General features: G+C 51.8%; 21 protein-coding genes and 2 pseudogenes. 14 read left to right on the top strand and 9 right to left on the bottom strand.

The window, feature by feature from the left end; genetic code table 11:
- Nucleotides 1-94 precede the first annotated feature (94 nt).
- The 3 genes from trxA to hldE form a co-directional block, all read right to left on the bottom strand.
- Nucleotides 95-421, bottom strand: a complete 327-nt coding sequence (trxA, locus tag HPC37_RS07785) for a thioredoxin (RefSeq protein ID WP_208120113.1) — start codon at nucleotides 419-421, stop codon at nucleotides 95-97.
- A gap of 106 nt (nucleotides 422-527) precedes the next feature.
- Nucleotides 528-1,520, bottom strand: a complete 993-nt coding sequence (locus HPC37_RS07780; RefSeq protein WP_208122593.1) for a 2-hydroxyacid dehydrogenase — start codon at nucleotides 1,518-1,520, stop codon at nucleotides 528-530.
- A 14-nt stretch (nucleotides 1,521-1,534) separates the two neighbouring features.
- On the bottom strand, nucleotides 1,535-2,962 hold the full coding sequence (gene hldE / locus HPC37_RS07775; RefSeq protein WP_208122592.1) for a bifunctional D-glycero-beta-D-manno-heptose-7-phosphate kinase/D-glycero-beta-D-manno-heptose 1-phosphate adenylyltransferase HldE: 1,428 nt from the start codon (nucleotides 2,960-2,962) through the stop codon (nucleotides 1,535-1,537).
- 141 nt (nucleotides 2,963-3,103) lie between these two features.
- Between hldE and HPC37_RS07770 the strand changes: the two genes are divergently transcribed.
- Entirely contained in the window at nucleotides 3,104-4,045 is a 942-nt protein-coding gene (locus tag HPC37_RS07770) for a Kdo(2)-lipid IV(A) acyltransferase (protein ID WP_208122591.1), read from the top strand.
- 69 nt (nucleotides 4,046-4,114) lie between these two features.
- Here the strand turns inward: HPC37_RS07770 and HPC37_RS07765 are convergent, their stop codons facing one another.
- The 4 genes from HPC37_RS07765 to HPC37_RS07750 form a co-directional block, all read right to left on the bottom strand.
- The gene (locus tag HPC37_RS07765) at nucleotides 4,115-4,741 is read right to left on the bottom strand and encodes an MBL fold metallo-hydrolase (RefSeq protein WP_208122590.1); all 627 of its coding nucleotides are present in this window, start codon (nucleotides 4,739-4,741) and stop codon (nucleotides 4,115-4,117) included.
- Nucleotide 4,742: 1 nt separating this feature from the next.
- Nucleotides 4,743-5,300, bottom strand: coding sequence for a peptidoglycan L,D-endopeptidase MepK (mepK, locus tag HPC37_RS07760; RefSeq protein ID WP_208122589.1), 558 nt, complete (start codon nucleotides 5,298-5,300; stop codon nucleotides 4,743-4,745).
- Between the two features lie 140 nt (nucleotides 5,301-5,440).
- Nucleotides 5,441-6,406, bottom strand: a complete 966-nt coding sequence (locus tag HPC37_RS07755) for a L,D-transpeptidase family protein (RefSeq protein ID WP_345790024.1) — start codon at nucleotides 6,404-6,406, stop codon at nucleotides 5,441-5,443.
- Between the two features lie 35 nt (nucleotides 6,407-6,441).
- The gene (locus HPC37_RS07750) at nucleotides 6,442-7,374 is read right to left on the bottom strand and encodes a L,D-transpeptidase scaffold domain-containing protein (protein ID WP_208122588.1); all 933 of its coding nucleotides are present in this window, start codon (nucleotides 7,372-7,374) and stop codon (nucleotides 6,442-6,444) included.
- A 158-nt stretch (nucleotides 7,375-7,532) separates the two neighbouring features.
- On the opposite strand from HPC37_RS07750, the gene xthA reads away from it, so the two are divergent.
- The 6 genes and pseudogenes from xthA to HPC37_RS07720 all read left to right on the top strand — a co-directional run bounded on the left by xthA (nucleotide 7,533) and on the right by HPC37_RS07720 (nucleotide 12,423).
- Nucleotides 7,533-8,336 (top strand): exodeoxyribonuclease III, encoded by an 804-nt coding sequence (gene xthA, locus HPC37_RS07745; RefSeq protein WP_208122587.1) that lies wholly within the window; start codon nucleotides 7,533-7,535, stop codon nucleotides 8,334-8,336.
- 9 nt (nucleotides 8,337-8,345) lie between these two features.
- The gene (locus tag HPC37_RS07740; protein ID WP_208122586.1) at nucleotides 8,346-9,119 is read left to right on the top strand and encodes a TIGR01619 family protein; all 774 of its coding nucleotides are present in this window, start codon (nucleotides 8,346-8,348) and stop codon (nucleotides 9,117-9,119) included.
- Nucleotides 9,120-9,238: 119 nt separating this feature from the next.
- Nucleotides 9,239-9,652: a translesion error-prone DNA polymerase V autoproteolytic subunit gene (gene umuD / locus HPC37_RS07735; RefSeq protein ID WP_208122585.1), complete on the top strand. Its 414-nt coding sequence runs from the start codon at nucleotides 9,239-9,241 to the stop codon at nucleotides 9,650-9,652.
- Between the two features lie 2 nt (nucleotides 9,653-9,654).
- A complete protein-coding gene (locus HPC37_RS07730; RefSeq protein ID WP_208122584.1) occupies nucleotides 9,655-10,893 on the top strand; it encodes a Y-family DNA polymerase in 1,239 nt (412 codons plus the stop codon).
- A gap of 107 nt (nucleotides 10,894-11,000) precedes the next feature.
- A pseudogene (htpX, locus tag HPC37_RS07725) lies at nucleotides 11,001-11,854 on the top strand (protease HtpX).
- A 32-nt stretch (nucleotides 11,855-11,886) separates the two neighbouring features.
- Nucleotides 11,887-12,423, top strand: coding sequence for an elongation factor P hydroxylase (locus HPC37_RS07720; protein ID WP_208122583.1), 537 nt, complete (start codon nucleotides 11,887-11,889; stop codon nucleotides 12,421-12,423).
- A gap of 42 nt (nucleotides 12,424-12,465) precedes the next feature.
- Here HPC37_RS07720 and hutZ read toward each other — a convergent pair whose 3' ends face one another.
- Both hutZ and hutX read right to left on the bottom strand, forming a co-directional pair.
- On the bottom strand, nucleotides 12,466-13,014 hold the full coding sequence (hutZ, locus tag HPC37_RS07715) for a heme utilization protein HutZ (protein ID WP_208122582.1): 549 nt from the start codon (nucleotides 13,012-13,014) through the stop codon (nucleotides 12,466-12,468).
- On the bottom strand, nucleotides 12,957-13,541 hold the full coding sequence (gene hutX / locus HPC37_RS07710; protein WP_208122581.1) for a heme utilization cystosolic carrier protein HutX: 585 nt from the start codon (nucleotides 13,539-13,541) through the stop codon (nucleotides 12,957-12,959). The genes hutZ and hutX overlap by 58 nt, the downstream gene beginning before the upstream one ends.
- A 210-nt stretch (nucleotides 13,542-13,751) precedes the next feature.
- Between hutX and HPC37_RS07705 the strand changes: the two genes are divergently transcribed.
- The 7 genes and pseudogenes from HPC37_RS07705 to HPC37_RS07675 all read left to right on the top strand — a co-directional run bounded on the left by HPC37_RS07705 (nucleotide 13,752) and on the right by HPC37_RS07675 (nucleotide 20,016).
- Nucleotides 13,752-14,573 carry a ChaN family lipoprotein gene (locus HPC37_RS07705; protein ID WP_208122580.1) on the top strand — a complete coding sequence of 274 codons (822 nt, stop codon included), beginning with the start codon at nucleotides 13,752-13,754 and terminating at the stop codon, nucleotides 14,571-14,573.
- A pseudogene (locus HPC37_RS11290) lies at nucleotides 14,570-15,636 on the top strand (S9 family peptidase); the annotation flags it as partial. The gene HPC37_RS07705 and the pseudogene HPC37_RS11290, both read left to right, overlap by 4 nt.
- The gene (locus HPC37_RS07695) at nucleotides 15,613-16,527 is read left to right on the top strand and encodes a prolyl oligopeptidase family serine peptidase (RefSeq protein ID WP_427915966.1); all 915 of its coding nucleotides are present in this window, start codon (nucleotides 15,613-15,615) and stop codon (nucleotides 16,525-16,527) included. The pseudogene HPC37_RS11290 and the gene HPC37_RS07695, both read left to right, overlap by 24 nt.
- A gap of 15 nt (nucleotides 16,528-16,542) precedes the next feature.
- Nucleotides 16,543-18,285 (top strand): TonB-dependent receptor domain-containing protein, encoded by a 1,743-nt coding sequence (locus tag HPC37_RS11190; RefSeq protein WP_208122577.1) that lies wholly within the window; start codon nucleotides 16,543-16,545, stop codon nucleotides 18,283-18,285.
- Nucleotides 18,282-18,794, top strand: a complete 513-nt coding sequence (locus HPC37_RS07685; protein WP_345790022.1) for a porin family protein — start codon at nucleotides 18,282-18,284, stop codon at nucleotides 18,792-18,794. Before HPC37_RS11190 ends, HPC37_RS07685 begins: the two co-directional genes overlap by 4 nt.
- Nucleotides 18,795-18,808: 14 nt before the next feature.
- The gene (locus HPC37_RS10970) at nucleotides 18,809-19,438 is read left to right on the top strand and encodes a hypothetical protein (RefSeq protein WP_235961618.1); all 630 of its coding nucleotides are present in this window, start codon (nucleotides 18,809-18,811) and stop codon (nucleotides 19,436-19,438) included.
- Between the two features lie 38 nt (nucleotides 19,439-19,476).
- Nucleotides 19,477-20,016 carry a transferrin-binding protein-like solute binding protein gene (locus HPC37_RS07675; protein WP_235961617.1) on the top strand — a complete coding sequence of 180 codons (540 nt, stop codon included), beginning with the start codon at nucleotides 19,477-19,479 and terminating at the stop codon, nucleotides 20,014-20,016.
- Nucleotides 20,017-20,035: the final 19 nt, after the last annotated feature.

Raw genomic sequence — 20,035 nt, 5'->3', positions numbered from 1 at the left:
ACTTTGGTTCAAACGTAAAGTGCGGTTGCGATCTAAAGTGCGGTTTTCAGGCATAAAAAAAGCCTCTCTGCGAGAGGCTTTTTTACAATTGAGATTACGCGATGGATTTTTCAATCAACGCGGTCAATTGGGTTTTCGGCAGCGCGCCCACTTGGGTGTTGACCGCTTTGCCTTCTTTGAAAATCACCAAGGTTGGGATGCTGCGCACGCCAAATTTGGCGGCAACCAGTTGGTTTTCATCCACATTGATTTTCGCGATTTTCACTTTGCCACCCAGTTCTGCGGCAATTTCGTCCAAAATTGGCGCAATCATTTTGCACGGGCCACACCATGGCGCCCAAAAGTCCAACACCACTGGGATATCGGATTGCAAAACGTCTTTTTCAAAACTAGCATCTGTTACATGTAATACTTCACTCATTTGTCCATCCTTTTGTGTTAGTGATGTTTCAAGGATAAGGGCTAACGCGCGATTTTTCAAGTCTTGGCATTGAAATAAGACTAAACCGCACTTTTATGCAACCCCTTTAGGGTTTCACCTCGTTTTGGCATGGGATATTCAGCACAATATCCGCGATGTTGCGCAGCGTCACCTCAGCGATGTTGGTGATGGCATCTTCGGTCAAAAACGCTTGGTGGCCTGTCATCAACACATTGTGCGAGGCGGCCAGCAACGAGAAGGTGTCGTCTTGAATCACATCGTTAGATTTGTCTTCAAAAAAGAGCCCTTGCTCGTTTTCATACACATCAATCCCAAGCCCACGCACTTTGCGCGATTTCAGCGCTTGCAGTGCATCTTTGGTATTAATCAGCGAGCCGCGGGAGGTGTTGACAATCAACACGCCGTCACGCATTTTGTCAAACGCCGCTTTGTTGAGCATGTGATAATTCTCCGGTGTGGCCGGGCAATGCAACGTGATGACGTGGGATTGGTGATAAAGCGTGTCTAAATCGACATATTTTGCGCCCAATTCCAGCGCCAACGGGTTTTCATACGGGTCGTAGGTGAGCAAATTCATGCCCAAGCCTTTGAGGATGCGCATCACCGCCACGCCGATTTTGCCGCTGCCGATAACCCCCGCCGTGCGCCCGTGCATATTAAAGCCCATCAAGCCCTCGAGGGAGAAGTTGGCATCGCGCGTGCGGTTGTAGGCGCGGTGAATGCGGCGGTTGAGGGTCAGCATCAAGCCCACGGTGTGCTCGGCCACCGCCTCAGGCGAGTAGGCAGGCACGCGCACCACTTTGATGCCCAGCTCCGCAGCCGCTTCAATATCCACATTGTTAAAGCCCGCACAGCGCAGCGCCACAATGCCCACGCCAAGCGCTTTGAGCCGCTCAAGCACGCGGCGGTCGGCCACGTCGTTGACAAAAATACACACCGCATCGGCGCCTTCGGCCATTTTGGCGGTGCGCTCGGTGAGCATAAAGTCATAAAACTCCAGCTCAAAGCCGTATTTCACGTTCACCAGTTCAAGATAATTTTTATCGTATTTTTTGGTGCTATAAACCGCAACTTTCATTTTGTTTGTTACTCCTAACCTTGTAATTTAATTTTTTCCACCACGCTGGAGGTTGAATAGCCGTTTTCAAAATTGAGCACTTGCACATCGCCCCCGTTGGCCCACACCTCTTGGCTGCCGGCAATGTCTTCAGGCTTGTAATCGCCGCCTTTGACCAGCAAATCTGGCAAAATCTCAGCAATCAGCTCTCTAGGAGTGTCTTGCTCAAAAGGCACTACCCAGTCCACAGAAGAAAGCCCTGCGAGCACCGCCATGCGCGCGTTAAGATTATTGATAGGCCGTGTTTCGCCTTTCAGCCGGCGGACTGACTCATCGGAGTTGACCGCTACAATCAGGCGGTCGCCGAGCTTGCGGGCGTTGTCAAGGTACGACACATGGCCTGGGTGGAGGATGTCAAAGCAGCCGTTGGTCATCACAATTTTTTCACCGCGCGCTTTGGCCTCACGCACCAATTGCTGCAACCGCACTTTATCCACCACGCCAAAGCCTTCATCAGTGCGTTGATGCACCGCATTTTCAAGCTCCACGGGGCTGATGGTCGAGGTGCCAACTTTGCCCACCACCACGCCGGCGGCCACATTAGCGAGATAACAGCCCTCTTCAAGCGTGCGGCCATCGGCCAGTGCCGTGGCCAGCACGCTGATCACGGTGTCCCCCGCGCCGGTGACATCAAACACTTCTTTGGCTTGCGTTGGCAAATGCAGTGGTGGTTGGTTGAGCTGCAACAGTGTCATGCCCTTTTCAGAGCGGGTGATGAGCAGCGCTTTCAAATTGAGTTGTTGAATTAATTCAAACCCTTTGGCGCACAGTTCATCGTCGTCGGCGCACGCACCCACCACGGCCTCAAACTCGCTCAAATTCGGGGTGAGCAAGGTGGCGTTTTGGTAGCGGGCAAAATCAGTGCCTTTTGGGTCAATCAATACAGGCAGGTTGTGCGCATTGGCAATGGCGATCATCTCCTGCACGCAGTGCAAGGTGCCTTTGCCGTAATCCGAGAGCACCAGCGCACCAGAGTGCGGTGCCCCAGCCTCGAGCTTTTCAAGCAAAACCGCACTTTGCGTTTGGTTGAAGGCATTTTCAAAATCGAGCCGTAACAACTGCTGATGGCGGGAGAGAATGCGCAATTTGGTGATGGTTGGGTGGTCATCAAGGGTGGCGAAATCGCACTCAATGCGCGCGGCACTGAGCATCTCGCGCAGCGCGTGGGCGCTGTCGTCATTGCCCACCAGGCCTAAAAGTTTGACCGCCACGTTCAGCCCTGCCACGTTCATCGCCACATTGGCCGCCCCACCGGCGCGCGCCTCGTTGTGGTTGACCTGCACCACCGGCACCGGCGCCTCAGGTGAGATGCGTTGAGTGGCGCCAAACCAGTAGCGGTCCAGCATCACGTCGCCGAGCACCAGCACACTGGCGCGATTAAACTGTGTGATATATTGCGTCATACATGCTCCAAATTTTTTGCTGATTTTAGCATATTTCCCCACCACTGACAGAAAAATCACGCGCTCGCGCGCAATTTGCCTGCGCTGGTTTATCTTTTGGGCCATCTTCGGTAAAATAACGTTTTCACACAAGGATACCCCATGAGCGACAAACACAGCTTGCCCCCGTTTAAACTTGAGTTTCTTCACCCGCGCTATTGGCTTTTGTGGCTCGGCGTGGGGCTGTTTCGCCTGATTTTGTGGCTGCCCTACCCTGTGCTGCTCAAACTCGGCCACGGCTTAAGCTGGCTGTTCATGCATCTGAACATTGGCAAACGCCGCGCGCGCATTGCCCGTCGTAACCTGGAATTAGCCTTTCCGCACAAATCCGCGCAAGAGCGTGAAGCCATCTTGGCGCAAAACCTGCGCGCGGTGGGCATGGCGATCATTGAAACAGGCATGGCCTGGTTTTGGCCCGATTGGCGGATCAAAAAGTGGTCGACCATCTCAGGGCTGGAGCACCTTAAAGCCCACAGCCAAGGCGGGATTATTTTTGTCGGCGTGCATTTTTTGACTCTTGAGCTGGGCGCGCGCATCATCGGGCTGGTGCACCCTGGTGTGGGTGTGTATCGCCCCAACGACAACAAAGTGTTTGACTGGATTCAATACCGCGGGCGGATTCGCTCAAACAAAATGCTGCTGGATCGCAAAGACTTGCGCGGCATTTTAAAAGCGCTGAAAAACAACGACACCGTGTGGTACGCGCCCGATCACGACTACGGGCGCAAAAATGCGGTGTTTGTGCCGTTTTTCGGCGTGCAAGACGCCGCCACCACCACGGGCAGCTATTATTTGATCAAAGCCAACGACAACGTCGCCGTGGTGCCTTTTGCGCCACTGCGCAATGCCGACGGCTCTGGCTACCATGTGTCGATCTCACAACCGGTGATTTTCAACCACGGTGAAAGCAAAGAAGAGGTCGCCGCACAGATGAACAAAGTGGTCGAGCGCGAGATTGAAAAAGACGTGACGCAATACATGTGGCTGCACCGCCGCTTTAAAACCCGCCCTGAAGACGGCATGGCGTCGTATTACGATGATTAGGTCAAAAACCCAAAGTGCGGTTTGAAACGTGCAGTGAAAAACAAAAAGTGCGGTCACCAACCGCACTTTTTATTGCACAAACGGGTTGAGCTTGCGCTCGCGGCCAATGTTGGTGGCCGGCCCGTGGCCTGGAATGATGATCATATCATCATCAAAGGCAAATAATTTGGTTTTGATCGCGTTGATCAAATCGGCATGGCTGCTGCGCGGGAAGTCAGTGCGCCCTACACTGCCGTGGAATAGCACGTCGCCTGTGAAGCCGACGTTTTTACTTTTTTCGATAAAGCCAATGTGCCCTGGCGTGTGCCCAGGCAGGTGCAGCACATCAAAGATGAGTTCACCCAAGGTGACTTGCTCGCCCTCGTTGAGCCAGCGGTCGGGCAAAAACGGGGCGATTTCAGGCAGGCCGAAACGCGCTGATTGCTCAGGCAGTGAGTCAAATAAAAATTGGTCTTCAACGTGCGGGCCAATCATCTCAACGTTGAAATGATCTTGCAATTTTTTGGCCGCGCCCACATGGTCAAGGTGGCCGTGGGTCAGCAGAATTTTATTGAGTTTCAAGCCTTGTTCTTCAATAAATTTGATCAGCCGTGGCGCCTCACCACCTGGGTCGATGATCACGGCGTTTTTGTCATCGTCCCAAATCACGGTGCAATTTTGTGAAAACGCCGTCACGGGCAAAATTTCAACGTGCATATCAGCCTCGCCAAGTGCGCACCGGGCCGGTGTCGATGTGGACAAAATTGCTGCGTGGGTAATAGCCCACTCCGCCGTTGTTGAGCGCTTGCGCTGCCTTTCTCACCTGCGAGAGGGAGACGGCATCAATGCGGAAATCAATCGCCTGCCCGCGGGTGTGATAGCTGTTTTTCGCCACGCCACGGCTGCGACGGCGCATCGCGGCATTAGTTGCTGGCGCGCGGTAGCCACAAACGATTTGAATTTCGGTGTTGCGCAGCCCCAATTGGCTTTGGATTTGATAAAACTTGCTGAATAAATTCGGGTCCATGCGGGTGACTTGCTGAGAGCGGCGGTCACGCATGAAATAGTTGAGTTGTTGCAATGCCGCGGCACTGGTGATTTTGCCGTTGACCAATTGCGAGGTTAAACGCTCGCCGTTGTTGATGTTGCGAAAGCTTAAAATGCGCGGCTTTGGCGTGGAGACGGCAGCTAACAGTTCCGTCGGCATTAGCGCACTGCCAAGCACAATGCCACCTAATGCGAGCCATCTACGACGTTGTTGATTTGTTTCTGTCATCATGTATTAAAAAGTAGTTGCGGTGAAAATAAGACAATAAAAATAAGAATTAGTTTTAATCATCCTCAAAATTCTGACTAGAAAAACATAAAAAAAGCTATTTTTCAATAGCTTTTTAATTTTTGCGATTTAAATCACGTTTAAATCAAGTTTTTCTTGATATTGGCCCAATTAATATTGGTTTTGCCCAATTTTCTGTCGTGATTATAAATATCTGGCGCGGTGTGAATTTGGCCATCACTGCCCACCCACATGGTGACGTAATACAAGTAAACATCATCACGTTTGCTCAAGTTAGTTGAGGTAGTTTTTTTGCTCGCCAGCACTTGCTGTTTGCGCGCAGTGGTCCAGCCGTTTTCATTAAGCAATAACGTTGCCAATTCATCGGCTTTATGCACGCGCACACAGCCTGAGCTCAAAGCGCGGTCTGAGCGCGAGAACAAGCCGCGCGATGGGGTGTCGTGCAGGTAGATCGCATCCGAGCTTGGCATATTAAATTTAAAGCTGCCCAGCGCGCTGTCGCCACCCGGTGCTTGACGCAAGCGGTACGGGAATTTTTTCGCGGTCATATTTTCCCAGTCGATGGTGTAAGGGTCAATGGTGCGGCCCTTGCCGTCAACAATGGTGTAGCCGTTGCGGTAGATATAACTCGGGTCACGGCGCACTTTCGGGATCAAATCTTCGTTGATCAAGCGGGTTGGCGCATTCCATGGCGGGTTAACCACCACGTTGCTCAAGCGGCTGGTCAACACAGGGGTTGGGCGCGCTTTTTTACCGACGATCACCTTGGAGTTAAGCACCAATTGGCCGTTGCGGTAATAGTTGAGCTGATAGGTTGGAATGTTGACAAAAATGCCGTTCACTTCATTTGGCAGCACGCGCAAACGTTGGGCGTTGATCGCCAATTTGTACAAGTTGCTGCCAGCTGACACGCTCACAGGATTGAGCCGCGCGCGGGTGTTGGCACCCACCACGCCGTCTGCACTCAAGCCGCTGCGGGCTTGGAAGGCTTTCACCGCATCGACTAACGCACCGCTGTAAACTTCCTCGTTGGTAGAACCAGTGTAGAAGCCTTTATTTTTCAAAATGGTGGCCAAGTCATTCACTTCAACTGAGCGATCGCCTGGTTTCAAGGTTTGGCTCACGCTGGCCACATTGGCGATGCCACCGGCCGGCAGTGAAGACAAAATGCGGTTGACGGTCGCTTTGTATTTTTATTGCTTGGCTCAAGGGCTTGCACATAGCCTTTAGTGTTGCCATCAGTGATAGCACGGCTCCACGCGCTGATGCTTGACGCATTTGGTGCTGCGGCTTTGTAGCCACTGTTGCCATAAAGCCAGCGGCGTTGTGCGCTGCGCACGTTTTGCGCGTAGTACAGGTAATTCAAAAAGGCATCGCTGAGCAAAATGTCGCGCTGCATGTTGTCACTCACGCGGCTGATGGCGCCGAGTTGTTGCGATGCTTGGTTAGACACACCACTGAGCACCCACGGCACCAATTGGCGCATCAAACTTTGAGTGGCTTGCTTGTTGCCCCACAGTGGTTGGAAGTTGTGCTCACCGTAGAGTTTGGCTAATTGGTCGCCATACACCACGCTGTGGCCGCCAAGCAGTTGCTGCAATTTGGCTTTGTTTTCAGCCAGCAGCTGCGCTTGTTGCGCTTTTTCTTCATCACTGAGCACCACGTTGGATTGCGACTCTCCCTCGGTGGCTTGCACGCCGTCGGATTGGGTATCAACTGGGCCTTTGGCATCTTGCAGCAGTTTTTCTGTCACCGCTGGCACCGCACTTTCGTGTGGCTCGAGTTGCTCATTGGCTGGGGTTTGGGTTGCGCCCTCTGGCTGTGGCGCCACCTCGACAGGGGTCAGCGAGCCACCTTGCACCGCACTTTGACTTTCAACACTGCCATCGGATTGGGTGTTGATCACCGACTGCACGGCTTGCAACGTTTCTGCTGTTTTGTCAACAACGCGTTGGCCTGTGGTGCCAGCCTCTTGGGCAAAGGCCACGCTTGCCATCGCAAAGGTGCCGACAGACAAGCACAACGCTTTGGCGAGTTTTGTTTTGGTAAACATTATTTGGTCCTTGGGTTTGAGTAAAATCGGCCTATTTTAACAAAATTTAACCAACTTCGAAAACACAATTTACAGAGATTATGCAATCAACGCGCAAAACACAGACACAACGCCACAATTTTGGTAGAATACGTCTGCATTATTCAAAGGAATCACAGATGAAATATATCTCTTTTAATATTAATGGCTTGCGCGCTCGCCCTGCGCAACTTGAGGCCATTATCGCCAAACACGCGCCCGATGTGATTGGCCTGCAAGAAATCAAAGTCGCTGATGAAGACTTCCCGCACCATTTGGTGGAACACTTGGGCTATCATGTCTTCCACCATGGGCAAAAGGGCCACTACGGCGTGGCCTTGCTGTGCAAGCAGCCGCCTCTCGCCGTGCGCAAGGGCTTCCCGACAGATGACGAGAGCGCCCAGCGGCGGATTATCATGGCCGACATCGACACCCCCGATGGCGTGGTGACGGTGATTAACGGCTACTTCCCGCAAGGGGAAAACCGCGCCCATGAAACCAAATTCCCCGCCAAGGCTAAGTTTTATGCCGATCTTAACCATTATGTTGCCAACGTTCACCCGCAAGGCCAGCATTTGGTGATCATGGGCGATATGAACATCAGCCCAACGGATCTGGACATCGGCATTGGTGAAGACAACCGCAAGCGCTGGCTGCGCACTGGCAAATGCTCCTTTTTGCCAGAAGAGCGCCAATGGCTGGGCGAGCTGCTCGAGTTGGGGCTGGTTGACACCTTCCGCGCCCAGCACCCTGAGGTGAATGATAAATTCTCGTGGTTTGACTACCGCTCCAAAGGCTTTGACGACAACCGCGGCTTGCGCATTGATTTGATTCTTGCCAGCCGTGACTTGGCCGAAAAATGCATCGCCACTGGCATTGACCTTGACATCCGCGCGATGGAAAAACCGTCCGACCACGCGCCTATTTTTGCTGAATTTGCCTAAGGGAGCGCCATGGAAGCACAACACTATCAGTGGGAGACCTACCGCACGTTGATCAACGATCATGAATCGGTGGTGATGTTCAATGCCGCGCTGGTGATGATTTTAGACCAGCTCAACCTCCCCTATGCGATGTCGTTTTCCATGCCGTTTGAAGACAGCGCCGACGACACCTCGCCGCTTGACCGCGAGGCCAAGTGCGAGGCGCATTTGCAAAAGCTGGCGCAAATTTTGGTGCCATTAATCGGCATGAGCCACACCTCACTGGTGGGCTTTATCGTGATGGGCAACACCGTCACGGCCTATTTCTACACCCGCGATGTGGCGCTGTTTAAATCGATCTTCAGCACGCTGGATTATCAAGATCTGATCGTCCAGCACGACCCTGAGTGCGATATTTATTACGACTTTTTGCTGCCCAGCGCGCTGGAGATGAAGTTCAACGCCACCGCCCTCACCCTCGACAGCCTCAGCCAAGATGGCATTAATTTGGCCGAAGCGCACCTCATCACCCACAAATTCCGCTTCGACGAGGCCGATAAAATGCAAGCCTTTGTTGACCACGGCATGCGCGAGTTTGGCGCGATTGAAATCCGCTACACCCAAGAGCCGGTGCAAGACGGCGAAAGTGCCTTTTTCATCGTCGAGCTGCAACACGAGCTGGTGCTCAGTGACGACAGCATCTTTGACTTTGTCAAAGCCTTCGACACCGCCGCCAACCAATTTGAAGGCGACTACCTCGGCTGGGAATGCCAAGTCCCTAAACGCCACAGCCATTTGCATTAAGCCCGAAAACAAAAGTGCGGTTTAACCGCACTTTGTGTTTTGCCAACCGCACTTCACTGGCTTGCACTTTGTGAAAAACTGACTTAATATACTGTATAAATAAACAGTATTTTTCAGTTATGTATCGAGCCCGTATTCATCAAACTTTACGCATTCCGTTTGTTCTAGCCCATGTCAAAGCGGGCTTCCCGTCGCCGGCGGAGGATTACATTGAGCGCTATCTTGATCTCAATGAGCTGTGCATCAGCCACCCTGATGCCACTTATTTTGTCCGCGCGCAGGGGGAATCGATGGTCGAGGCTGGCATTTTTGATGATGATGTTTTGGTGGTGGACCGCGCGCGCCAAGCACAGCATGGTGATATTGTCATTGCCTGTGTGGCAGGCGAATTCACGGTGAAAAAACTCAATTTAAAAACCACGCCCATTCAGCTTGAGCCAATGAACCCAAGCGGGCGCTATAAACCACTGCCAGTGGAATCAGAGTTGATGATTTTTGGTGTGGTGACCCATGCCATTCACCCGCTGAGGTAGCTATGTTTGCACTTGTGGATGTCAATTCCTTTTATGCCAGCTGTGAGGCGGTATTTCGCCCTGATTTGCGCGACGCGCCCATTGTGGTGCTAAGCAATAACGATGGCTGCATTATCGCCCGCAACGCTCGCGCTAAGCAGCTTGGCATTGCCATGGGCACGCCCTATTTTAAAGTCAAAGCCCAATTGCGCGCGCAAGGGGTGCAGGTATTTTCAAGCAATTATACGCTTTATGGCGATCTGTCACGGCGAGTGATGAACATTCTCGCGCAATTTGCGCCTGTTGAGGTCTATAGCATTGATGAGGCCTTTCTCGACTTGCAAGGCCTGCCGCCCGAGGCGTTAGCCACGTTAGGCCAGCGGATCCAAACCGCACTTTTAAAACAAACGGGCCTGCCGGTGGGCGTGGGCATTGGGCGTACGCGCACGCTGGCGAAACTGGCCAATTTTGCCGCTAAGCATTACCCCAAAACCGGTGGCGTGGTATTTCTCAACCATGTTGCATTGGAGCAACGACTGTTGGCAAAAGTCCCCGTGGCGGAGGTGTGGGGCGTGGGGCGCAAACTGAGCCAGCATTTAAATGCCCTGGGCATTCACACCGCGCAGCAATTAGCCGCGCAGCCGAACAATGCGATGAAAAAGGCGTTCAGCGTGGTGCTTGAGCGCACTGTGCAAGAGCTCAATGGCATTTCGTGTATCGACATCACCAGCCATCACGCCAAGCACAGCATTGTCTATTCACGCTCTTTTGGGCACAATGTCAACACCTTGTGTGAGCTGCAACAAGCACAAGCGCACTACTGCGCCAAGGCGATGGCCAAACTGCGCAAAGCGCAACTCCACTGCCAGTTTGTGCTCTTTTTTGCCCATGGCTCACGTTTTGACGGTGTGCGCTCGCATATTAGCTTCCCGCTCCAACTACCCGAGCCGACGCAAGACACGGTGTTGGTTTCTCGCCTGTTGGCCAATGGGCTCAAACGCCAGTGGCAAGGTGGCGAATTTGTCAAGTGCGGTGTGCTGCTTGCCCAGCTTTGTGAGCATGCCCATGTGCAATATCCGCTATTTCCAACCCAGCCCGACAACAGCAAATTGATGACTGTGATGGATGAGCTCAACGCGCGCTATCACAACAAAATGCAGTTTGCCGCCACCTTGTCACAAGGGTGGAAAATGAAGCAGAATTTTCTCTCCCCGCGCTACACCACGCGTTGGTCAGAAATTCCGCAATGTCGTATCACATAATGCAGAAAATGATTGTAAAAAAAGCGATTTTTCGCCAAACTACGCTTGAAAATAACATTTTTGTAACCATTAATATGACTGTGGACTTTACATAGGAGTGATGATTTATGATGAGAATTGTGCTGTTTTTATTAACCAATATGGCAGTATTGTTCGTATTTAATATTATTTTGACCCTCACAGGCGTGCAGGCGCAAGATGCTGCAGGCTTGTTGATTTTTGCCGCGTTATTTGGCTTCACCGGCTCACTGATTTCACTGTTTTGTCCAAAAGCATGGCGCTGCGCGCTGTCGGGGGTGAGGTGATCACACAACCGCGTAATGAAACTGAAAATTGGTTGCTCAACACCGTAAAACAACAAACGCAAAAAGCAGGCATCCCGATGCCAGAGGTGGCGATTTATCACTCCAGTGATGTCAATGCCTTTGCCACAGGGGCATCTAAGAAAAACTCGCTGGTGGCAGTGAGCACAGGGCTTTTGAATAACATGACGCGCGATGAAGCCGAAGCCGTGCTCGCCCATGAAGTCAGCCACATTGCCAATGGCGATATGGTCACCATGACGCTGCTGCAAGGCGTCCTCAACACCTTTGTGATTTTTGTCTCGCGCATGGTGGCCAAAGTGGTGGCCAGCAACCGCGACGGCGAAACCAGCACAGGCTTGTATTTTATGATTGCCATGGTGCTGGAGGTGGTGTTTGGCTTTTTGGCGAGTATCATTGCCATGTGGTTTTCACGCTATCGTGAGTTCCACGCCGACGCTGGCTCCGCCCAATTGGTTGGCAAACAAAAAATGATCGCGGCCCTGCGCCGTTTGCAAAGCCTGCATGAGCCAGAGCAACTTGAAGGTGAACTGGCCGCATTTGCCATCAACGGCAAACGCACAGGCTCGCTGGCAGCGCTGTTTATGAGCCACCCACCGCTTGAAAAACGCATTCAAGCACTTGAAAATTTAAACTAAAAGGGAGGGGCTTTTTAGCCCCTTTTTAACGCATGGAACACGACTACAACGATTTAATCGCGATTTTCAACCGCACTTTTTATGCCGAATACAACACCAAACTCGTCAAAGGCGACGACGAGCCGATTTATCTCCCCGCGGATGAACACCGCACGTTTAACGGCATTTATTTCGCCCATGGCTATTTCAGCAGCGCCTTGCACGAGATAGCCCATTGGCTGGTGGCGGGGCGCAAACGCTGGGGCTTGGTGGATTTTGGCTATTGGTATGAAGCCGACGGGCGCAGTGAAGCGCAACAACGCTTGTTCGAGCAGGTTGAAGTCAAGCCGCAAGCACTGGAGTGGATTTTATCGGTGGCGGCCAACCATCGCTTTTATGCCAGCAGCGACAACCTCAACGGCACCACGGGCGACACGCGGCCATTTAAGCAAGCGGTGTATAACCAAGTGTGCCACTACGCCGAGCACGGTTTGCCAAAGCGGGCGGCACTGTTGCACCGCGCTTTATGTGACTTTTATGGCACTGAAGCTAAAATTGATTTAGACTGCTTTGATATTGAAAAAATTTAAAGGCAACCAACGTTGCCTTTATTTGCTATTTTACGTTTTGCGTTAAGCGCGCTCACGTTCCACGTGGCCACGCACATCGCGCTCAATATGGCCTTGATCAAGATGCACCATGCCGACAAGATCATTGGGGTCAACCTGGAAGGCTTGGCCAAAGCCTTTGACAAACAGCCCTTTTTCAGGAATCAAATTAAACAAGGTGAAATCTTGCATTTTGATCAAGTGATCCATCACCTCGCCGTGGCGCTCACGCAGTGCTTGCGTGCCTTGTTGCCATTCATCACTGTCAAACGCCACCACCTCGACGGCGGCGTCAAACGACAGGCGTCGGCGAGCAAAAATTTGGCGGGATTTTTCTTCATCTTCAATCAACATCAACGACACCCGCGGGTTTTGCTTAAGGTTGCGGGCATGGCGCGCAATGTCTGAAATAAACACATAATAGCCACGATCATTGAGCACAAAAGGCGCATAGCTCACATTCGGCTGGCCGTGCTCATCGACTGTGGCGAGCATAATGGTGCGGCAATGGTCCTTCAGCTCTTGAATTTCAGGCCCAATTTTATTTTGCAAACGCGTTTGACGATCTTCCATGGATAATCCTTAGTTAATGGTTTTGTGGCTAATAATTGTTTAAACTTGCTCACTTGTGAGGCAATCAGCTCGCGCTTGTCGTCGCGGCCAAGATAAATTTTGAACATCACCTGACCGCACTTTGTGATAAACGCAAAGGCGTAGCTCTCTTTACCGCGAAACGGCTTGCTCACCAGCGCGATTTTGTCTACCTGGCTGAGTTTTAAATGGCCATAAAGCGAGCCCGTTGGCGTGCCGCCATGCATATTCAAATTGTAATAACCGTAGCCATTGCGCCCCTGCGGGAAGGGCTGCTTGACTTCAAAAATCGAGCCTTCTTTTTCAATGATCGTAACCAAATCGCCCCATTGGGTCAGCGCCGTGAGCAACGCCTCGCACTGCTCGCCGCCAAGCACGGTGACCCATTTTTCAGACAACGCCAAAATCACACTGCCCTCGCCCACCTCAAGCTGAGCGGCCAAATCCAACGTATTCATCTCCGGCGTTTGCGCCAACAACTGCGCCACCGCCGCCTTCAAATCACTCATCAAAACCTCAAATTATACTTGAATAAAAACGATTCTCATTATAAATAAATAATCCAAACAAAAGCAAACAAAAATTGCTCCGTAAAAACCGTATAAAATTTAAGGCCTTAGTTTTGATTGATGACAACAATCGCAGTGATTAAAAAACTTGACTTCGCTATCGGGATCAAATAATAATTATTATCATTCTTTTTCTCAATTGTTAATGTTATGAAATGGATTTCCTCCACGTTCTGGGTTTTGATCACGGTTTTGATCGCAAGCTGTGCGCAACAAACGCCGCAAAGTAGCCAATTGTATAACCGCGATCATCAGCCAATCACCTTTGATGCCATGCTGGCCGATTTGGCGCAGGTCGATTATATCTTGCTCGGTGAAGTGCACGACAACGCACTACACCACCAGGCTGAAGTGCAGCTGTTCAATGCCTTGAGCGCACAACCTAACGGGTTAGCCATCGTGGTGCTGGAGATGTTACCGAGTGCGCAAAATGCACAACTTACCCACGCCCAGCACCATATTCGCGCTGATCGCATTACGGATAGCGAGTGCATCGCCTGCCTGCTGGGGTGGGATGAAAAATGGGATTGGGCACAATACCACGCGCTGGTGACAGACATTGCGCGCTCACCAACCGCACTTTTAGGTGGCAACCTCACCCGTGAGGAGATCAACACCGTCATGCAAGGCGCCTATCCGCTCAACGGTACACGCTCCACCACCGCCGAGGTTAAAGCGCAGATTGCTAGGATTATCACCCAAAGCCACGGCAAGCTGGATGATGCCACCTTAGCAAATTTGGTGAGTGTGCAGCAATTTAGAGACCGCCGCATGGCGCAAACCTTGGTGGAGGCCACACCCAATCACCAACGGGGCTTGCTGATTGCCGGGCGCTTTCACACCAGCCGCTTTTTCGGCGTGCCCGTGCACCTTGATGACTACCAAAAACACCGCTATGCCACGGTGATCATGACCGATGATCGCCAGCGTGTGCGCGCGGGTGAAGCCGATTATATCTGGGAGATTCGATGAAAGCCTGCCTTGCTCTGCTCTCCTTGTTGTTCAGCGTTTATGCCTATGGTGATGAAATGGCTTCAATCATCACGCAAGAAAACGCACAAACGGCGCACTATTTTGCCGATGAGGCCGCGTTGAAAAACACGCTAGAAACAGAAATGCGCGCGCGTATTCACCACCAAAGTGCGGTGCAAACCTGGGTTGACGGCGATTATCGCTACCGCAAAAGCCTCAGCCAGCGCTACCCGCACTTTGAGCGCGCACCGCTCGGCACAGACAAGTGGCAAACTATCGTTAACGGTGATGTCCGCGCGGCCCAGCAGAGCTATTACCAGCTGTTGCCGCCTGCCATCAGCGCGGATAACAAAATGGTTGCGATTGCTGAAGACACCACGGGGCGCGAGCTTTACCGCATCTCAATCGCCGCGATGGGCGCCGATGCCTTCACCCCTGAGCTTGAAAACACCACCGGCGACATGGTGTGGGCGGCCAATGGCCAGCAGCTCTATTATTTGCGCGTTGACCCTCAAACGCACCGCACTTTGGGGTTATATCAACACACGATCGGCACGGTGCAAGCGCGCGATCGCCTGATTTATCAAGAGCCCGACCCGCGCTTTTATTAAGTTTGTCGCGCGCGCAATCCAAGCGCTATTTGCTACTCGACATTGCGGGCCAAGATCAATCCGAAACCCGTGTGCTTGACCTCACGGCAGCCGTGCCCCAATTGCGCGTATTTAAAGCGCGTGAACAGGGTGTTGAGTATTACCTTGACCACACCGATGATGGCTTTTATATCCGTGCCAACGCGCACAAACCGCACTTTGCATTATTTTATACACGCGATCTCAACGCGCCTTGGCAGCTGCGTTACGAAACCCACGGCGATGAGCTGCTGGAGAGTTTCACTATTTTGCCGCGCTGGATGGTGGTGAAAGTGCGGTCAAACGGCGTGAGCCAGTACCGCTATTGGGCTAAAAACGCACCACAATCAGTTGGGCAAATCCCGTTTTTTGATGGCAATTATCTCGCTTGGCTGCAACGCGGTGAGCAGATGGCGCAGGGCATTTTGGATTTCAACTACACCGCCATGCTCACACCGAAAACGCACCTGCGCTTTGACCTCAACACCGCGCAGTGGCTTGACAAGCCCACCGCACTTGAGGGCGATTATCACAGTGAATACACGTTTATCACCGCGCGCGATGGCACCAAGGTGCCTGTGTCGCTGATTTATAAACAATCCCAACTTAAGGCTAAAAATACGCCGGTGTTGCTCACAGCCTATGGTGCCTATGGCTTTAGTTTTGAGCCGACTTTTGGCACAGGGTACCAAAGCTTGCTTGACCGCGGGTTTGTGTATGCCATCGCCCATGTGCGCGGCGGTGGCGAGCTGGGCATTGACTGGCACGCGCAAGGGCGCAAAAAGCATAAGCTAAATACGCTTAACGACACCGTTGATGCCGCGCGCGCACTGGCTGAGCGCTTTCACACCACGCATCTTTATGCCTTGGGTGAAAGTGCGGGTGCCTTGGCCATCGCAGGTGCCATGAACCAAGCGCCTACGCTGTTTAAGGCGGTGGTGTTGCAAGTGCCGTTTGTGGATGTGCTCAACGCCTTGCAATCGCCCGATGGCCTTGGCGCGCAAGAAAGCGAAGAGTGGGGAGATGCCAATAACCCGGCCGATATGGCCTACATCAAAAGCTATTCGCCCATGCAAAACATCAGCACGCAGCCCTACCCTGCACTGCTCGTGATAAGCGGTGAGCAAGACAGCCGCGTGCCGCTTAAAGAGAGCGTTAATTTTGTCACCAAATTGCGTGAAAACACCACCAGCGAAATGCCGATTTTGCTCCATATCGAGCGCGAAGGCGGCCACAGCCAAGGGCATGGGCGCTATGGCCGGCTGCAGCGTAATATTGCCAGTTATCTCTTTTTTTTAAAACAAGAACAAAACGCACCCCAATAACTTGAAGGAGAATTTATGCGATTGAATAACATTGCCAGCGCAGTGATTGTCACCTGCCTTGCGCTCTACGCCAATGCACTGTGGGCTGAAAGCGTGACCGCACTTGATACCATTGAAGTGCTCGGCGAGAAGAAAACCGCCGAGCAGCAGCGCTACACCCAATCAGGTGCGGTGAGCACCCTTGGCGCCACCGACAAAACCCTGCAATCCCTTGACAGCACTATTCGCTCCCTGCCGGGGACTTATACCAATATCAACCCAACCCAAGGCACGGTAAGTGTTAATATCCGCGGGCTGACCGGGTTTGGGCGCGTGAACACCATGGTCGATGGCGTGCCACAAACCTTTTACGGCACCTCATCCAACTCTGGCAGCCGCTACCACGCTGGCGATGACGGCGAGGGCTACGGGCCAAGCAGCCAATATGGCGTGATGATCGACCCAAATTTTATCGTCGGCGCCACGGTTGAACGTGGCTTTAGCAAAGACGGCGCGCACAATATTAATGCTCTTAACGGCAGCGCCAACTTCCGCACTCTTGATGTGGACGATGTGGTGTTTGCTAGCAACCGCGTGGGTGGCTTGGCCAAATTCAACACCGGCAACAACGGCGTGGGCCGTGGTGGCATGTTAGCGCTGGGTGGCAAAACATTGCTGGAGAATAACGGCCATCTCGGCGCCTTTGCTGCTTATTCAGGCAATTCCAGCAAAGCCAATTACAAAACGGGTGCAGGCACCTTTTCCAGCAGCAATGACTACGTGAAACGCCTTGACCAACGCCCGCGCTCGTGGCTGGCGAAAGTGGAATTGAAGGCAAACAATGATCATTTCATCAAGCTCAGCCACAATGGCTACCGCAACAATGTGGGCGGGCGTGAAACCGAGCACAACAGCTACATTGTTGATTATCACTACACCCCTGTTTCCCCTTGGGTGGAGGTGCAGTTGCTGGCAGCAAAAAGCACTAACCAGCAAATTTTCAATAATGATGCCAATATTTGGCAAATTGCAGATGCCAAAACCAAAAACACCTCAGATTATCTTGATCTAAGCAATAAAATGGCCTTTGATGCGCTGGGCGCGCAAAATACCTTGACCGTGGGGCTGAATTACCTCAGCAACAAATACAGCAAAAGTGCGGTTGCGGTCAATCAAGATAACTACAACTACACCCCCTTTGCGCCAACAGGCGAGCAGAAAATGCGCAGCGCCTATGCCGCATTGGAATCCGAATGGTCGCGCTTTATCTTAGACACCAACCTTGCTTACAGCCAGTCTGTCACCAAAGGCTATAAGCCCGCCTGTGAGGAAAGCCCTTGCTTCCCACAAGGCGCAGCACACATGAAGCTGACCCAAAGCATTTTAAAACCGAGTATGATGCTCTCTTGGAAAGCCAATAGCTGGCTGACACCCTATGTGAGCTATGCCTACACCTCCCGCGCGCCCAATTTAAACGAGATCTTTTTTAACCACCAAAGTGGTGGCTCAATGAACCCGTTCTTGAAGCCAGAAAAAGGTAACACATTCCAATTGGGCTTTAATATTCACAAAGACAATCTGTGGGTCAACGATGATTTCTTTGGCCTCAAATTTACCGCGTTTTACAGCAGCGTGCGTGATTACATCTACAACAAAGTTTTTATTATTCCAAAGATGGGCAATCGGTGCCAATTAGTGACCCACGCGCGCTTAACCATTTTCAGGTTTATACCAATTCCATCAATACTATCAAACGCCGTGGCATTGAGCTGGATATGAACTATGACGCAGGCTTTGCCTTTGCACGCTTGGATTTAAGTTATATCAAATCCAACGAACCGCTGGATGTCACCTCCACCGTGGGCACAGGCTTTGGCACCGTGGGTGTGACCACACTGCCGGCGAGCTACGGCTCCCTTGAACTGGGCGGGCGACTGCTTGACCGCACTTTGACCTTGGGCACCATTTTTAAATACACCGGCAAAAACCAACGCACCAAGCCAAATGGCTTGACAGTGGCCTATGCCGAGGGCAACGACACCTTGGTGCAAGACATGCCAAAAGTGCCGATCATTGTGGATGCCTACGCCAATTATCAGTTCAACAAATACATTTTGCTTAAAGCCTCAGTGCAAAATGTGATGAACAAAAACTACGTTGAAGCGCTCAACAGCCTCAACTCCACCGCATCGCAATACAGCGTGGACAGCAACCAAAACGATGTATTCTCATTCACCAACTCAGCCCGTGGCAGAACCTTTTATCTCGGCGCTGAAGTCCGCTTTTAACCTAAGGAGACACTATGACTATGACCAAACTCACCCTTGCCGCCAGCCTTGTGCTGGCACTAAGCGCGTGCTCATCTAGCTCGACCGATTACAGTTTAGACAAAAGTGCGGCAAACAACCCGCACGCCACCACACCGGCTAAACCTGCAGAGCCGGCTAAACCTGCGGAGCCCGCAAAGCCTGCTGATCCCGCAAAACCTGCTGAGCCCGCAAAGCCTGCTGAGCCAACAAAACCGGCTGAGCCCGCGAAGCCTGCTGAACCTGTAAAACCTGCCGAACCTGCCGAACCTGCCGAGCCAGCGAAGCCTGCTGAACCTGAGAAACCTGCCGAGCCAGCTGAACCTGCTAAGCCTGAGGTGGTAAATGGCTTGGAGAATCGCAGTGTTAGCATCCCTAAAACAACCAAGGATATTGTTGCTGCATATGATGCGTTTAATCCACTTATTAAGGATGGAACAGCATTCTACTACAACGCAGGTGATTCAAGAGAATTCATGAATCCTAAAACAAGAAAAACGTATTATTGGCTGATGCACTCAAAGAAAGTGATTTTTTGCAAAAAGGGGAAATTGATCCACAAAAGGCACAATACCTGGAAGTCAAAGCAGATGACGGTACACTGCTGGGTAAATTCCAATTTGTGAATCAATCTTACTCCAGCTATGCCACATTTGTGCCTGAGATGACAAGAATCGAATATGGTGAGCATATTACCCCTGAAAATGTTGCGCTCTTTGTGGCCAACCCAACCACCGAAGCGCAATTTGCACAGCAAAAAGGCACGGCTACCTATTCAGGCCACACCCTGGGCTATGTTGATGGCCCCGATGGTAAAACACCAACGCAAGGTTATATGGGGGATGTCAATTTGAATGTGAATTTTGACACCAAAATGATCGATGGCAAAGTGACCGCGCGTCAAGATGGGTTCACCAAATACAACTGGCGCTACACAGATGACGATGATATGCCAACGCAAAAAGGCATTGATCTCACCAAGCAAGATTTGATCTTAAAACCAACCAAAATTGAAGTGAGCGAAAACGGCACCATGAGTTTTGGCAAAGGCGCTAGTGACAATGTCGCGTGGATGGATGGTGATAAAGAAGTCGCGAGCCAAAACTACGGCGGCACATTCGCAGGCCCTAATGCAGACGAAATTGTCGGCCAAATTGGTGGCGGTGAAGAACGCATCGCCTTTGGCGCGAGCCGTGATAAATAAGCAAAGTGCGGTTTGACCG

The sequence above is a fragment of the Spirabiliibacterium mucosae genome (assembly GCF_014884965.1).
GTDB classification, from domain to species: domain Bacteria; phylum Pseudomonadota; class Gammaproteobacteria; order Enterobacterales; family Pasteurellaceae; genus Spirabiliibacterium; species Spirabiliibacterium mucosae.
The sequence above is the reverse complement of the archived record's forward strand: the minus strand, read 5'-3'. Positions and strand labels throughout refer to the sequence as shown.

Excerpts from the sequence above, each read along its gene's own strand:
- hutX (WP_208122581.1), bottom strand. The coding sequence starts at position 13,541 with ATGAGTGATTTGAAGGCGGCGGTGGCGCAGTTGTTGGCGCAAACGCCG.
- xthA (WP_208122587.1), top strand. The coding sequence starts at position 7,533 with ATGAAATATATCTCTTTTAATATTAATGGCTTGCGCGCTCGCCCTGCG.
- HPC37_RS11190 (WP_208122577.1), top strand. The coding sequence starts at position 16,543 with ATGCGATTGAATAACATTGCCAGCGCAGTGATTGTCACCTGCCTTGCG.
- HPC37_RS07695 (WP_427915966.1), top strand. The coding sequence starts at position 15,613 with ATGGCGCAGGGCATTTTGGATTTCAACTACACCGCCATGCTCACACCG.
- HPC37_RS10970 (WP_235961618.1), top strand. The coding sequence starts at position 18,809 with ATGACTATGACCAAACTCACCCTTGCCGCCAGCCTTGTGCTGGCACTA.
- hutZ (WP_208122582.1), bottom strand. The coding sequence starts at position 13,014 with ATGGAAGATCGTCAAACGCGTTTGCAAAATAAAATTGGGCCTGAAATT.
- HPC37_RS07750 (WP_208122588.1), bottom strand. The coding sequence starts at position 7,374 with ATGTTTACCAAAACAAAACTCGCCAAAGCGTTGTGCTTGTCTGTCGGC.
- HPC37_RS07770 (WP_208122591.1), top strand. The coding sequence starts at position 3,104 with ATGAGCGACAAACACAGCTTGCCCCCGTTTAAACTTGAGTTTCTTCAC.
- HPC37_RS07705 (WP_208122580.1), top strand. The coding sequence starts at position 13,752 with ATGAAATGGATTTCCTCCACGTTCTGGGTTTTGATCACGGTTTTGATC.
- HPC37_RS07765 (WP_208122590.1), bottom strand. The coding sequence starts at position 4,741 with ATGCACGTTGAAATTTTGCCCGTGACGGCGTTTTCACAAAATTGCACC.
- umuD (WP_208122585.1), top strand. The coding sequence starts at position 9,239 with ATGTATCGAGCCCGTATTCATCAAACTTTACGCATTCCGTTTGTTCTA.
- mepK (WP_208122589.1), bottom strand. The coding sequence starts at position 5,300 with ATGACAGAAACAAATCAACAACGTCGTAGATGGCTCGCATTAGGTGGC.
- HPC37_RS07720 (WP_208122583.1), top strand. The coding sequence starts at position 11,887 with ATGGAACACGACTACAACGATTTAATCGCGATTTTCAACCGCACTTTT.
- HPC37_RS07685 (WP_345790022.1), top strand. The coding sequence starts at position 18,282 with ATGAACTATGACGCAGGCTTTGCCTTTGCACGCTTGGATTTAAGTTAT.
- HPC37_RS07730 (WP_208122584.1), top strand. The coding sequence starts at position 9,655 with ATGTTTGCACTTGTGGATGTCAATTCCTTTTATGCCAGCTGTGAGGCG.
- hldE (WP_208122592.1), bottom strand. The coding sequence starts at position 2,962 with ATGACGCAATATATCACACAGTTTAATCGCGCCAGTGTGCTGGTGCTC.
- HPC37_RS07740 (WP_208122586.1), top strand. The coding sequence starts at position 8,346 with ATGGAAGCACAACACTATCAGTGGGAGACCTACCGCACGTTGATCAAC.
- HPC37_RS07780 (WP_208122593.1), bottom strand. The coding sequence starts at position 1,520 with ATGAAAGTTGCGGTTTATAGCACCAAAAAATACGATAAAAATTATCTT.
- HPC37_RS07675 (WP_235961617.1), top strand. The coding sequence starts at position 19,477 with ATGACAAGAATCGAATATGGTGAGCATATTACCCCTGAAAATGTTGCG.
- trxA (WP_208120113.1), bottom strand. The coding sequence starts at position 421 with ATGAGTGAAGTATTACATGTAACAGATGCTAGTTTTGAAAAAGACGTT.